The 13,231-nt window shown below is 72.6% G+C and carries 10 protein-coding genes; 7 read left to right on the forward strand and 3 right to left on the reverse strand.

What is annotated here, in order from left to right:
• Window positions 1–28: 28 nt before the first annotated feature.
• The 5 genes from V6R91_RS30515 to V6R91_RS30535 are packed head-to-tail and all read left to right on the forward strand — an operon-like array spanning window position 29 to window position 6,405.
• Window positions 29–1,813 carry an ABC transporter ATP-binding protein gene (locus V6R91_RS30515; RefSeq protein ID WP_336398450.1) on the forward strand — a complete coding sequence of 595 codons (1,785 nt, stop codon included), beginning with the start codon at window positions 29–31 and terminating at the stop codon, window positions 1,811–1,813.
• Window positions 1,810–2,898, forward strand: a complete 1,089-nt coding sequence (locus tag V6R91_RS30520) for a glycosyltransferase (RefSeq protein WP_336398451.1) — start codon at window positions 1,810–1,812, stop codon at window positions 2,896–2,898. The genes V6R91_RS30515 and V6R91_RS30520 overlap by 4 nt, the downstream gene beginning before the upstream one ends.
• Window positions 2,895–4,043, forward strand: a complete 1,149-nt coding sequence (locus V6R91_RS30525; RefSeq protein ID WP_336398452.1) for a glycosyltransferase — start codon at window positions 2,895–2,897, stop codon at window positions 4,041–4,043. Before V6R91_RS30520 ends, V6R91_RS30525 begins: the two co-directional genes overlap by 4 nt.
• Window positions 4,040–5,269 carry a glycosyltransferase gene (locus V6R91_RS30530; RefSeq protein WP_336398453.1) on the forward strand — a complete coding sequence of 410 codons (1,230 nt, stop codon included), beginning with the start codon at window positions 4,040–4,042 and terminating at the stop codon, window positions 5,267–5,269. The genes V6R91_RS30525 and V6R91_RS30530 overlap by 4 nt, the downstream gene beginning before the upstream one ends.
• Complete coding sequence (locus tag V6R91_RS30535) at window positions 5,266–6,405, forward strand: glycosyltransferase family 1 protein (protein WP_336398454.1); 1,140 nt, start codon at window positions 5,266–5,268, stop codon at window positions 6,403–6,405. Before V6R91_RS30530 ends, V6R91_RS30535 begins: the two co-directional genes overlap by 4 nt.
• Window positions 6,406–6,417: 12 nt before the next feature.
• On the opposite strand, the gene V6R91_RS30540 is transcribed toward V6R91_RS30535, so the two are convergent.
• Together V6R91_RS30540 and V6R91_RS30545 are read right to left on the reverse strand one after the other, a co-directional pair.
• Window positions 6,418–7,488, reverse strand: coding sequence for a glycosyltransferase family 2 protein (locus tag V6R91_RS30540; protein ID WP_336398455.1), 1,071 nt, complete (start codon window positions 7,486–7,488; stop codon window positions 6,418–6,420).
• Window positions 7,485–8,591, reverse strand: a complete 1,107-nt coding sequence (locus V6R91_RS30545) for a glycosyltransferase (RefSeq protein ID WP_336398456.1) — start codon at window positions 8,589–8,591, stop codon at window positions 7,485–7,487. Before V6R91_RS30545 ends, V6R91_RS30540 begins: the two co-directional genes overlap by 4 nt.
• Before the next feature lie 61 nt (window positions 8,592–8,652).
• Here V6R91_RS30545 and wecB point away from each other — a divergent pair, with 61 nt between their 5' ends.
• Entirely contained in the window at window positions 8,653–9,714 is a 1,062-nt protein-coding gene (gene wecB / locus V6R91_RS30550) for a non-hydrolyzing UDP-N-acetylglucosamine 2-epimerase (RefSeq protein WP_336398457.1), read from the forward strand.
• Window positions 9,715–9,735: 21 nt separating this feature from the next.
• Here wecB and V6R91_RS30555 read toward each other — a convergent pair whose 3' ends face one another.
• Complete coding sequence (locus tag V6R91_RS30555) at window positions 9,736–11,715, reverse strand: cell wall-binding repeat-containing protein (RefSeq protein ID WP_336398458.1); 1,980 nt, start codon at window positions 11,713–11,715, stop codon at window positions 9,736–9,738.
• 105 nt (window positions 11,716–11,820) lie between these two features.
• On the opposite strand from V6R91_RS30555, the gene V6R91_RS30560 reads away from it, so the two are divergent.
• A complete protein-coding gene (locus V6R91_RS30560; protein WP_336398459.1) occupies window positions 11,821–13,230 on the forward strand; it encodes a cell wall-binding repeat-containing protein in 1,410 nt (469 codons plus the stop codon).
• Window position 13,231: the final 1 nt, after the last annotated feature.

Consider the following 13,231-nt stretch of genomic DNA (forward strand, 5'->3'; position numbering starts at 1 on the left):
CCTCCGACCTGCCTCGTGGCGTGCGCCCATGAAGATCGTCTACCGCACGTTCCGCGAGCTCGTCCCGTGGCTCCCCTCGGATGCGCGCAGCTACCTCACGCGCTACATCATCGTCTCGTGCCTGCTCGCGGCCATCGACATCGCGGCGATCATGCTGCTGGCCGTCAGCCTCGCGCCGATGATCTCCGGCGCACCGATCCGCTTCCCCATCATCGGCGAGCTCGGCGTGGACGCCGTCGTCTGGGTGTTCGGGCTCGTCGCGGTCCTCATCCTCGTGAAGTCCGCCCTCGCACTGGCGCAGCAGTGGTTCGCCACCCGCCGGTTCGCCGCCTTCGAGCTGGAGGTCGGACGCCACCTGTTCGACAGCTACATCAAGGCCCCGTGGACCCATCGCCTCGCGCGCAACACCGCGCAGATCGTCCGCATCGCCGACGTCGGGATCGCCAACGCCACCGCCGGCTTCCTCCTTCCGATCGTGCAGCTGCCGGCCCTGGCCGTCAGCTTCGTGCTGATCGTCGTCGTGCTCGTCATCGCGCAGCCGCTCACCGCGCTCATCACCGTCGTGTACCTCGGGCTGATCATGGCGATCCTCTACTGGATCGTCTCGGCGAAGTCCGTGCAGGCCGGCCGGGTGTCGCGCGACTACTCGCTGAAGGTCGCGGCGCTGATGACCGAGATGGTCCAGGCGCTCAAAGAGATCACGCTGCGCAACAAGGTCGGCGAGATCGCCGACGTCGTGCAGGAGAACCGCCGGCACAGCACCCGGGCGCGCGCGAACATGAGCTTCCTGTCGTCGCTGCCGGTCTTCGTGCTGAACGCCGCGCTGGTGGGAGGCTTCATCCTCATCGGCGGTGTGGGCTACGCGTACGGAGGGCTGTCGACGGCCGTGGCATCCGTCGCGCTCTTCGCCGTCGCGGGGTTCCGGCTCATCCCCTCGCTGACGGGGTTCCAGTCGATCGTGACCACCACCACCGCCAACGTGCCGCACGTGCAGGGCGTGATCTTCGACATCAAGGCCTCCCAGATCCACATCGAGGCGGCCGAGCGGCTCGGGCGCGAGCCGATCGTCGGAACACCCGACGCGCTGCGGATGCGCGGCGTGTCGTTCGGGTACCCCGGACACGAGGACACCCCGGCGCTGCACGACATCGACCTGGACATCCCCATCGGTAGCTCGCTCGCCCTCGTCGGCTCGTCGGGAGCAGGCAAGTCGACGCTCGTGGACGTGCTGCTGGGCCTGCTCGTGCCCCAGCAGGGGACGATCATGCTGGGGACCCAGGATCTCAACGACGTCCTCGCCGCGTGGCGCTCGCGGGTCGGCTACGTGCCCCAGGACGTGGCGCTGTTCGACGGGACGATCGCCCAGAACGTCGCGCTGTCGTGGGACGACGCCGACATCGACTTCGACCGCGTGCGCGAGGCCCTCGTGCGGGCCCAGCTCTGGGACACCGTCGCGGTGCGCGAGGGCGGCATGCGCGGGCGGATCGGCGAACGCGGCCTGGCGCTGTCGGGCGGCCAGCGCCAGCGGCTGGGCATCGCCCGCGCCCTCTACAGCGATCCGCTGATCCTCGTGCTCGACGAGGCGACCAGCGCCCTGGACACGAAGACCGAGTCGCTGGTGACGTCCGCGATCCGGGGCCTCAAGGGCGAGGTGACGATCGTGTCGGTCGCGCACCGCCTCTCGACGATCCGCGACAGCGACCTCATCTGCTTCCTCCAGGACGGGACGATCGCCGCGCGGGGCTCGTTCGACGAACTCGTGGCCGCCGTGCCGAACTTCGCCGAGCAGGCCCAGCTGGCCGGGCTGGCATGACCGCACCGTACGTCGACGTCGTCATCGCGTGCCACGACGAGTCCCGCCCCATCGAGCGCGCGGTCGCCTCGGTCTTCGCCGACGCCGACGTGCGCCGTGACGTGCGGGTGACCGTCGTGGCCCATGGGCTGCCGGCGGAGCCGTTCCGTCAGCGCCTGTCCGGGATGGACGGCGATGTGCGGGTGGTCTCGCTCGTGGACGGCATCCGCAGCGCCGCCGGTCCGTTCAACCACGGGCTGTCGCTCGCCGACGGCGAGTACTGCGCGGTGATGGGATCCGATGACTTCCTCGAGCCCGGCGCGATGGCGGGGTGGATCCGCCACGCCCGGGCGCATCGACCGGACGCGGTGATCGCGCCGCTGCGGATCGACGGCCAGACGCGCATGCCCAACCCGCTGGTGAGACTCGGCCGCCGCAACAGGCTCGACGCCGCGAAGGATCGGCTGTTCTACCGGACCGCGCCCCTCGGGCTGATCCGCACCGCCACGATGCGGGCGATGGGTCTGCGCATGGTCGAGGGTCTCCCGGTGGGGGAGGATTTCGAGTTCAGCATCCGCCTGTTCGCGACATCCTCCCGCGTCGATCTCCCGGCGGCGCCGTGCTACGTCATCGGGACCGACGCGCGCGAGCGGACGACCCATGCGCCGCTGCCGGCGGAGGACGTGCTCCGGCCGCTCGTCCGGCTCCTCGACGACGGCGTCGTCGCCGGCCTCGCCGAGCCGCATCGCCGCGCACTGGCGGTCAAGCTCATCCGCGTCAGCGTCGTGGGGATCGCCCGAGGGCGAGACCGCGGCGCCTGGCGCGACGACGCCGAGGTCGCCTTCGTCGCGGGGGTCCTCCGGCGTCTGATCGCCGTGGCCCCGGGGGTGCTGACGCCGTTCAACCGCCAGGACCGCCGCGTGCTCGACGGTCTCGTCCGTGAGCCGACGATCGACCGCGTCACCGCCGACGCCGCGCGCGCGGCATCCGCCGGCCGCCGGGATCGGTGGCTGACCCCCGATGTCGTGCACAGCCTCGCCCGCGAGGCGACGCTGCGGCGCTACCTGCTGTACTTCCTCACCCGCGAACGGAAGCCGAGGCGATGAGTCCCCGTCCGACCATGCTGATCCTGTCGTACTCGCCGATCGCGCGGGACGCCCGCCTGCTGAAGCAGGTCGCGCGCTTCACCCAGCGCTTCGACGTCACCACGTGCGGATACGGACCGGCGCCGGAGGGCGTCGTCGAGCACATCACCATTCCGGACGACCAGCGCTACAACGACCTCAACGGGTCGCTCATCACGCTCAAGCGGTACCGGCCGGCGTACTGGCGGCTGTCCGCCGTCGCCTGGTCGCGGCAGGCGCTGAAGGGTCGCCGCTTCGACGTGGCTATCGCCAACGACGTCGAGGCGGTCCCGGTGGCGGTCAAGCTCCGTCCGCGCCACGGCGTGCTCGCCGACCTGCACGAGTACAGCCCGCGCCTGCACGACGACAACCCCGCGTGGTTCGCGCGCATCACCCCGTGGTTCGAGTGGGTCGTGCGGCGCTATGTCGCGAAGGCCGACGCGTGGACGACGGTGAGCAGGGGGATCGTCGACGAGTACGAGAGGAACTTCGGGTTCCGCGCGGAGCTGGTGACCAACGCCGCGCCGTACCAGGACACCGCCCCCACGCCCGTGGGATCGCCGATCCGCCTCGTCCACAGCGGGGCGTGCCTGCGCAACCGCCAGCTGCACGTCATGGCCGAGGCCGTCGACGCCGCGAGCAACGACGTCACCCTCGACTTCTACCTGACGGCGAACGATCCGCCCTACCTGCAGGAGCTGAAGGACTTCGCCGCCTCGTCCGCGCGCGTGGTGGTGCACGACCCCGTGCCGTACGCCCAGCTCGCCGAGACGCTCAACGGCTACGACGTCGGCATCCACGTGCTGCCGCCGATCAACTTCAACAACAAGCTCGCGCTGCCGAACAAGATCTTCGACTACGTGCAGGCGCGGCTGGGCGTCGTGATCGGGCCGTCCGAGGAGATGGTGTACTACACCGACCACTACGGCATCGGCGAGGTCGCGGCCGACTTCACGCGCGAAGCCACGCAGGAGGCGATCGAGCGGCTCACCCCGGAGTCCGTCGCCCGGTTCAAGGCGAACGCGGACGCGAGCGCCGCCGAGCTGGCGGGGGAGCGGCAGGTGGATGTCTGGGATGCCGTCGTGCAGCGTCTCATGTCGCGGAAGCGGGGACTCCTCCGGCGATGAGTCGACTGCTGCTCTTCACCAACGACTATCCGTACGCGACCGGCGACACGGTCTTCGTCGAGAAGGAGATCAGGAGCCTCGCCGCATCCTTCGACGACGTCGTCGTCTTCTGTAACGCGCGCGACACCTCGCCCGGTCTCGTGCCGATGCCGGCCAACGTCCGGCTGGGCGGGAACCTGTTCGAGCGGTCCGCGGAAGACAGCCTCTGGACGCCGCTGCGGCCCCGGATGCTGGCGCTGGCGGCCGCCGCCGCGTGGCGGGAGCTCGTCGCCGGGCGGCTGCGGGGGCACGTCCGCCTGTTCCTGATGGGGGCTCGCGTGGGAATCACGCAGTCTCGCCGGCGCGCGGTGCGCGAGGCGATCGCCGAGAGCCCGGACACCGTCGCGTATGCGTTCTGGGGCATGGGCGGGGGCCTCGCCATCTCATGGCTCACCGGGGTGCGCCGCAGGGTGGTCCGCCTGCACGGCTACGACCTCTACGAGGACCGGCAGCCGAGCGGGTACCTGCCGTTCCGCCGCTTCCTCCTTGCCCGGGTGGACCGGGTGCTGACGGTGTCGGAGCACGGACGCCGGTACCTGTCGCAGGCGTACGCCGACCCGCGCGTGGACGCGAAGGTCACGGTGAGCCGGCTCGGCGTCGGCGGTCCGGCGCAGCTGCGCAGGCCCCCGCGCGGCCGGGAGCGCGTGGTCGTCTCGTGCTCCGCGGTGATCCCGCTCAAGCGCGTGCCGCTGATCTGGGAGTCGCTCAGCGCGCTGCACCGCCGCGCACCCGAGACGCCGCTGCGGTGGGTCCACTTCGGCGGAGGCGAGGGCCTCGGCGAGCTGGAGCGGCTGACCTCCGCCGCCGGGGCCGGCATCGCCGTCGACCTCCGCGGCGACACCCCCAACCGCGACGTGCTGCGCTTCTACGAGGAGAACCGGGTGGACGCGTTCGTGAACCTCAGCACCAGCGAGGGGCTGCCGGTCAGCATCATGGAGGCCGTCGCGTGGGACATCCCGGTCGTCGCGACGGCGGTGGGGGGAACGCCCGAGCTCGTGGGACCTGAGCTCGGCACCGGCGAGCTGGTCGCAGCGGATGCCGGAGCCGACGCCGTCGCCGCCGTGCTCGAGCGCGTCCTCGAGGCGGACGACGGCACGTACCGTCCGCGCGGGGTGTGGGAGCAGGAGTTCGACGTCGAGAAGACCGGCCGGCGCGCCGCCGACCTGGTGCGGGGAGGCGCGAGGTGACCGGTGCGCGCAGGTCCCTGCTGATCGTCTCCTTCTCGCCGATCGTGTCCGATGCCCGGCTGCTCAAGCAGATCGCGGTGTTCCGCGACGAGTACGACATCGTGACGTGCGGGTACGGTCCGGCTCCGGAGGGCGTGGCCGAGCACATCTCCATTCCCGAGGAGCTCGCCGTCTGGCGCTACCCGCGGCTGCTGGTGATCCTCCGGCAGTACCGGCGGGCGTATCGGGGCAACGCCGCGATCGCCGCGGCCACGCGGGCGCTGGCCGGGCGGACGTTCGACGTCGCGATCGCGAACGACGTCGACGCCGTCGGCGTCGTCCTCGCCACCGGGGTGCGCGACGGGGTCCACGCCGATCTCCATGAGTACTCGCCCCGGCAGCACGAGGAGCTGCTGCGCTTCCGCCTCTTCGTCAAGCCGTTCATCGAGTGGATGTGCCGCCGCCACGTCGCCCGCGCCGACTCGTGGACGACGGTCAGCGCGGGCCTCGCGCGCGCGTACGAGAAGCGGTTCGGCTTCCGTCCGGACGTCGTCACCAACGCCGCGCCGTACGTCGACGCCGAGCCGACGCCCTGCCACCGGCCCCTTCGCCTCGTGCACTCCGGCGCAGCGCTGCGCAACCGGCACCTGGGCGTCCTCGTCGACGGCGTGCTCGCCGCTCGCGAGGCGACGCTGGACCTCTACCTCACACCGAACGACCCCGGCTACCTCGAGGAGCTGCGTGCCGTCGCCGCGCGGTCTAAGCGCATCACCCTCCACGATCCGGTGCCCTACCGGCAGCTGCCCGAGACGCTCCGGGGCTACGACGTGGGCGTCCACATCCTGCCGCCGGTCAACTTCAACAACCGCTGGGCCCTGCCCAACAAGATCTTCGACTACGTGCAGGCCAGGCTCGGCGTGATCTGCGGTCCTTCGCCCGAGATGGCCGAGTACGTCAGGCGGTACGGCATCGGCTGGGTCGCCGAGGACTTCACGGCGCCGGCGCTCACGCGGACGATCGACGCCCTGACGCCGTCGGCCGTCGACGCGGCCAAGGCCGCCTCCCACGCGCATGCCCGGGAGCTCTCGAGCGAGAGCCAGGTCGCGATCTGGAAGCGGGCCGTCGACGCCCTGCCCCAGCGACCGGCCGTGGGCTGAGGCCCGCGCGGCTCAGAGGAGCTGGAGAGCGGATGCCGCGGCCATGCGCAGCCCCGCCTCGCGGTGGAAGGTGCAGCGCAGGTCGCGGGGGAGCAGGGTGCCCGGAGCGCCGAAACGGCGGCGTCGCACCGCGGCACGCAGCAGATCGGCGGCGGGCACGCCGGGGTCCCTGATCGCATCGAGCAGAGCGCGGTCGCGGCGCGCGAGCACCCGTTCGATGCCGTGCCCGGCGGCCACCAGGCGGTCGGCGACGCCCGCGAGCGCGCGGCGCTCCACCGCGGTCCACATCGCCGGATCCGGGCGGTTGAGCACCGCACCGAACACGTGCACCCGCAGGAGCTTGACGACGACCGCGGCCTGCCGATCCGCTGTCGCGCCGGTGAACGCCTCCTCCGCGAACAGCGCGTCGAGCCACTGGAACTCGATCTCGAGGGGCCGGATCAGCGTCGTGGTGCGGGACTGCGCGTCGGCGTGCACGAGGTAGGCGGGGCCGCGCCGGTCGTACGCGATCGGCTGGCCCGACAGCCACAGCCGCGTGACGAACGGGATGTCCTCGCCGACCGGCAGACCGACGGGGAAGCGGAGGTCGCCGAAGGGGTCGCGCGAGAAGAGCCCGAGCGGGGCTGAGCGGTAGCTGAGCCTGTCCCGGACGGGGTCCAGGCCGGCGGTGCGGCCGGGACGGGTCGGCGGCGTGGGGACCGCCCGCCCGCCCGCGTGCCGGACCCGCGCGATGACCACCCGTGCCCCGGCCCGATCGGCCCGTGCCAGCCACGAATCCATCGCGCCCGGCTCGAGCTCGTCGTCCGAGCCCATCACCGCGCGGAACTCGGCGGTGGCTGCGTCCAGACCGGCGTTGAACGGGCCGGCAGGGCTCGGGATGCCGTCGCGCAGCTCCTGCGTGCGCAGGCGGGGATCCTCGGCGAACGGCGAGAGCCGCTCCAGGACCGGTGCCGGCTCGGTGTTGTGGACCACCACGGTGACCCGGACCGGCGCGGTGGTGCCGCCGAGCACGCTGCCGACGGCGCGCTCGATGGGGCGGGTGGGGTCATGGACCGCGATGACGACATCGACGCGCGGAGTCATCGGCCCGCCCCGCGCGCGGCGCCGGCCGTCGCGTACGCATCCTCGTAGGCGGCGCGCACGCGCGCGCGGGAGAACGCGTCGCCGATGGTCGACGCGACGAGCTCGGGGTCGCTCGCCGCCGCGAGGACCTCCTCGATCGCGTCGGCGTAGGCGCCGGCGGCCCGCTCGGCGACCAGGCGCCCGTTCGCCGGGGTGACGTACTCGCGCTGGCCGCCCACGGCCCCGATCACGGCGGGGCGGCCGCGGACGATCGCCTCGGCCGCCGACACGCAGAAGTTCTCGCCCCTGGTCGGGAGGAGGAACACGCGGGCGGCGTCGATCGCCGCCGCGACCGACTCGGGGGAGACGGCACCAGGAAGCGTCAGGCGCTCCAGCACGCCCGCGTCGCGCGCGTGCTGGACGACCGCCTCGCGGAGGGGCCCGTCGCCCTGCCAGCTGAGCGCCGCGTCATGGCCGCGGTCGACGAGCTCGCGGACGACGTCGACCGCGAGCAGCGGGTCCTTGCCGTCCACCAGGCCTCCGGTCGCCGTGAGCCTCAGGCCGTCCGCCTCGGACGGCCACGAGGCCAGGCGTCCGGCCGGCTCGACGATGCACGGGACCACCCGCACCTCGCCCGGGCGCGAGCGCCGGATCGGCGCGGCGAGGAACTCGCAGACGGCCGTGACGACGTCGGGGCGGCGCAGCAGCGGACGGAGCACCCGGCCGATGACCTGCCACACCGGACTGACGGACTCCGGCCTGCTGATCCCCGACCAGTGCTCGGTGTGGACCCACGGCAGGCGCGGCCCGCGGGCCGCGAACGGCAGCAGGGCGCTGAACGCCTGCGTGTGGAGGACGTCGGCCTTCCGCAGGTGCGCCTCGAGCGCGCGCCTGGCCTGCAGCCAGTGGAACGGGGCGGACGTGCGCATCGGAATGCGCGTCACCCTCACCGGCGAGCCGGCGTCGGCGGCGGCATCCGCCGGCGACAGCAGAGCAGGCGAGGCGAGGTGGACGACGTGCACATCGTGGTCCTCGGCCAGTGCGTGCGCGTCCTTGGCGACGAAGGCGCCGGACGACGGGGCTGCCTGCGACGGATACCACGTCGTCACGAGCAGGATTCGCACGCGTCCACGTTACCCAACGGCTCGCAGGCCGCGCGTCGGCGACTGTCTAGACTGGTGCCCCGTGAAGATCGTCAGCGTCGTGGGCGCGCGCCCGCAGTTCGTCAAGCTCGCCCCCATCGACAAGGCGATGCGTGCCGCCGGAGTCGAGCACGTCATCGTCCACACCGGGCAGCACTACGACCCGATGCTCTCGGACGTGTTCTTCGACGACCTCGGGATCGCAGCGCCCGACGTCCACCTGGGCGTGGGCAGCGGCTCGCACGGCGTGCAGACGGGGTCCATGCTGTCGGCCCTCGACGGGGTGTTCGACGCGCAGCAGCCCGACTGGGTGCTCGTGTACGGCGACACGAACTCCACGGTCGCCGCGGCGCTCAGCGCCGTCAAGATGCACCTGCCGGTGGCGCACCTCGAGGCCGGCCTGCGCAGCTTCAACCGACGCATGCCCGAGGAGCACAACCGGGTGCTCACCGACCATGCCGCCGACCTGCTCCTGGCGCCCACGAAAGTGGCGGTCGACCACCTCGCGGCCGAGGGGCTCGCCGAGCGCACCGTCCTCGTCGGCGACGTGATGACCGATGTGCTGTACAAGGTGCGCGACGAGCTGGCGGGGCGCGCGTCGTCGCTCGTCTCGGAGCTCGGCGTGGCGCCGGGCGGGCACTACGTGGCGACCATCCATCGCGCCGAGAACACCGACGACCCCGCACGGCTCGCGGAGATCGCCGGCGCGCTGGCGTCGCTGGACAAGCCCGTCGTCCTGCTCGCGCACCCCCGCGTCGTCGCCAAGGCGGCGGCCCACGGCATCCCGCTCACGCAGGGCTCGCTGATCTCGCACGGTCCGCTCGCGTACCCCGACCTCATCGCCGCGGTGATGCACAGCGCGGGCGTCGTCACCGACTCCGGCGGACTGCAGAAGGAGGCGTTCCTGCTGCGCGTGCCGTGCACGACGGTGCGCACCGAGACCGAGTGGGTCGAGACCGTCGACCTCGGGTGGAACGTGCTCGCGGGGACGCGGGCAGAGATCGCCGCGGGCGTGACGAGGCCTCGCCCGGCCGACACGGCGGCGGCCCCGTACGGCGACGGCCGCGCCGCACAGCGCGTCGTCGCGGAGCTCGCGGCGCGCTGACCCCCGCTGCGCGGACGGCCGCTACTGCGGCGGCCCGTCCTCCCAGCCCAGCGGCAGGCTCGGCGGCGCCGCGAAGCGCGCGGCGGGCGGCGTCCAGTCCTGTCGCAACAGGTTCGCCCAGTCGCCGAACCGCTGGTCGCCCGTCAGCCGGGCCACCGTGTCGAGCTGCCACGAGTGGATGGGGTGGTAGGCGGAGTTCTGCCACAGCGGGCTCTGGCAGTAGATGTCCTGCACGCAGTAGTACGAGATGCCTCCGGGCACGCGGATGCGGGGCATGATCTGCAGCGCCGTCGTCGCGGCGCCGTCCAGGTAGCGATGCACCGTCTCGTCCCCGGTGAGCCGCCAGTAGTCGTAGAGCCCGAACAGCGCGAAGACGTGCCCGTTGAACACGAGCAGCGGCGGCTGATTGCCGGCGTACTCCTCGAAGAACAGCAGGCCGTCGTCGACCATCGTCTGCCACGGCAGCGCGCCGTCCCGCTGCTGCGGGAAGCTCGCCCACGTGCGGTCGGCCGCCGTCCGCCAGCGCTCCTCGCCGGTCTCCTCGTACAGCCGGACGAACAGCGACAGCGCCTGACCCTGAGCCATCCCCGACCACCACGGCGTGAGCATCGTGCGCTGGTAGTAGGTCCAGCGGAACGTGTACGGGAACCACCATGCCCCCGCCCGCTCCGTGCGGATCTGCGAGAGGCGCTCGGCGTGCCGGACGGCACGGTCGAGCCACACCGGGTCTCCGCCCTCCTGGAACTCCATCAGCGCGGAGATCCCGTACTGCGCGTACGCGACGGGGTGGTCGGCTCGCACGCCGGTGTCGCGCGTGCGGTAGATGCGCAGGCCGGTCTCGTCGAGCTCGATCGCGGGGTCGTCCACGTTGACCGGGGCGCGATCCGAGTACGGGATCGCCGCCTGCGCATCGAAGGCCAGGCCGCTGGTCGCCCAGGTCGGCGCGGGGGCGGGGACGAACGGGCACGGGGTGTTCCCCGCCGCCGCCGCGGACACCACGCCCTCGCCGCCGACGACGAACAGGTGCGAGCCGACGCCGGCCACGAGGCCGCTGGTCGGCGCCGGCACGCAGTCGGTCCTCGTCAGGAGCACCGGAGCGTGCAGCGCACCGGCGCGGGCGCCCGCCGAGAGCGCGTCGGGGAAGTCGAGCCCGGTCGCGAGGAACGCCGACGGCGGGTTCGCCCCGAAATACGTCGTCGCGATCTCGTCCGCCGTCGCGAACCGGTCGGCCCCTGCCAGGCGCCCGACCTCGAAGCCCGCCGTGCGCAGCTGCTGCTCGATGCCCACATCGACGGCGCCGACCCCGCCCGCGATCGTGACGCGGCTGACGTTCCAGCGGTCGAGGGCGGTGAGCGTCGCGTCCGGCAGTGCCGGCTGCGCGCCGTCCACGAGCAGGAGGGGGTCGCCGGCCGAGCCTGCTGCCGCGCCGGCGGCGAGGGCGTCGGCGAACCCGCGGCCCGTCGCGATCACGATCGAATCGTCCGCCGTGAAGACCTTCTCGACGATGGCGGATGCCGTCGCATAGCGGTCCGATCCGCCGATGCGATCGGCGTCGGCGACGGTGCGCAACTGCGTGAGGACGGCATCCGACACGGCTCCCGGACCACCGAGGACGAGAATGCGCTCGGGATCCAGCCGCACGAGCTCGTCCTTCACCGCGGGCGGCAGCACATTGTGCGGGGTCAGCAGCAGCGGCCCGCCCAGGTGTGCGGCGGCCGCGGCGCCCGCAAGGGCGTCGGGGAAGTTCGCACCCGCCGCCACGACTGCGGTCCCGACGCCGGGCTCGAACTCCTGCGAGATCGCGACGGAGGTGTCGTAGCGGGTGGGGCCGGCCAGGCGCGTGGTCTCGGCCTGCACCGTCGTTGAGACGGCCGCCGGAGCGCGCCGTCCCGCCTCCGCCGGCAGCGTGCCGGCGCCCGCGGACGCGGGGATCCCGGCGACCACGAGCGCGGCTGTGAGCGCGATCGTCGCGCCTGCGCGCGACAGGGGATAGGAGCCCAAGATCCGTCCTCAGAAAGTGGTGCCACGTCGATGCGGACCCTGCGGTTCCACCGTGCTACCGTTTGGCGATTCTCATCCCATCCTCTCCTGAAACTGGTCCACTCGATGACGCGTGTTCCCCTCGTCGCGGCTGCCTTCGTGGCCGCAGCCGCATTCTCCCTCCTCTCCGCCGCGCCCAGCGTCGCGCAGCCGCTCGTCGAGGCGCCCGCGGGCGCCTCGGGGCCGGCGGCTCCGACACGACTGGTGTCGTTCGCGACGCCGCCGACGGACCCGGCCAAGGGCAACGTCAACGTCGGCGTCATGTACAAGAGCACGTGGCTGTCGCCGCTGTCCCAGGTCGAGATCAGCCTGTGGAAGCTGGACGAGGGCACGGGCTACTACGTGCAGCTGCCGTCGGTCGGCTGGAGCGGTGACTTCGACGACTGGACCTCGCAGGACCTCGAACCCGGCACGTACTCCATCCGCTTCCTGGCCAGCGACGTCTCCATAGGCCTGGAGTGGTACGACGACGCGCGCTACTTCTTCGAGTCGGAGGACCTGATCGTGACGGCCGGCCAGACGGTGGACCTCGGCACGGTGATCCTCGACGAGCGCTACTTCGACGTCGGCAGGGTGTTCGGCGGGAGCAGGTTCGAGACCGCGGCCGAGATCTCGCGGTGGGCGGTGCCCGCCGGGTCGAGCCCCGACGTGGTCTACGTGACAAACGGCATGACGTACCCCGACGCGCTCGCGGCCGGACCCGCCGCGATCCTGCAGGGCGGCGTGCTCCTGCTCACCTACGCGACGTCGCTGCCGCAGGCGACGAGCGACAGGCTCGCCGAGCTCGATCCCGCACGCGTCGTCGTCGTGGGCGGCCCCGGCGCCGTGTCCGACGGGGTGCTGAACGCCATCAAGGCGGTCCTGCCCGGGACGGCCGTCGACCGCGTGGGCGGCGCCAGCCGCTACGACACGGGCGAGAACATCGTGCGCGACGCCTACGACGCGGGGGCGGACGTGGCGATCATCGCGACCGGCCGGAACTATCCCGACGCCCTCGCGGCCGGCCCGGCGGCCGGCGTCATGGGTGCGCCGGTGATCCTCGTCGACGGCACCGCCTCGACCCCCGCCGCCGAGACGCTGACGCTGCTGGACGAACTCGGCGTGCAGCAGGTCATCATCGCGGGCGGCACCGGTGCGGTCTCGGCCGGCATCGAGAGCGGCCTCGCCGCGCACGGGATCGGCGAGGTCGTCCGCATCGCCGGCACCAGCCGCTACGACACGGCGGCCCAGCTGAACGCGGCGGTCTTCGGCGTCGCGGAGGACTCCTTCCTCGCGAACGGCATGAACTTCCCCGACGCGCTGACGGGAGCTCCGCTGGCGGGAGCGTGGGGCGCGCCGCTGTTCCTGACGCCTCCCACGTGCGTGGGCGTGGACGCCGCCGACGGCATCATCTCCCACCGCGCCAACGGGGTGTGGCTGCTCGGCGGCACCGGCGCCCTGTCGGCCGACGTCGAGGATCTGCTGCTCTGCCCGTGAG

The sequence above is a fragment of the Microbacterium sp. CCNWLW41 genome, assembly GCF_037083505.1.

Excerpts from the sequence above, each read along its gene's own strand:
- V6R91_RS30515 (WP_336398450.1), top strand. The coding sequence starts at position 29 with ATGAAGATCGTCTACCGCACGTTCCGCGAGCTCGTCCCGTGGCTCCCC.
- V6R91_RS30520 (WP_336398451.1), top strand. The coding sequence starts at position 1,810 with ATGACCGCACCGTACGTCGACGTCGTCATCGCGTGCCACGACGAGTCC.
- V6R91_RS30525 (WP_336398452.1), top strand. The coding sequence starts at position 2,895 with ATGAGTCCCCGTCCGACCATGCTGATCCTGTCGTACTCGCCGATCGCG.
- V6R91_RS30530 (WP_336398453.1), top strand. The coding sequence starts at position 4,040 with ATGAGTCGACTGCTGCTCTTCACCAACGACTATCCGTACGCGACCGGC.
- V6R91_RS30540 (WP_336398455.1), bottom strand. The coding sequence starts at position 7,488 with ATGACTCCGCGCGTCGATGTCGTCATCGCGGTCCATGACCCCACCCGC.
- V6R91_RS30560 (WP_336398459.1), top strand. The coding sequence starts at position 11,821 with ATGACGCGTGTTCCCCTCGTCGCGGCTGCCTTCGTGGCCGCAGCCGCA.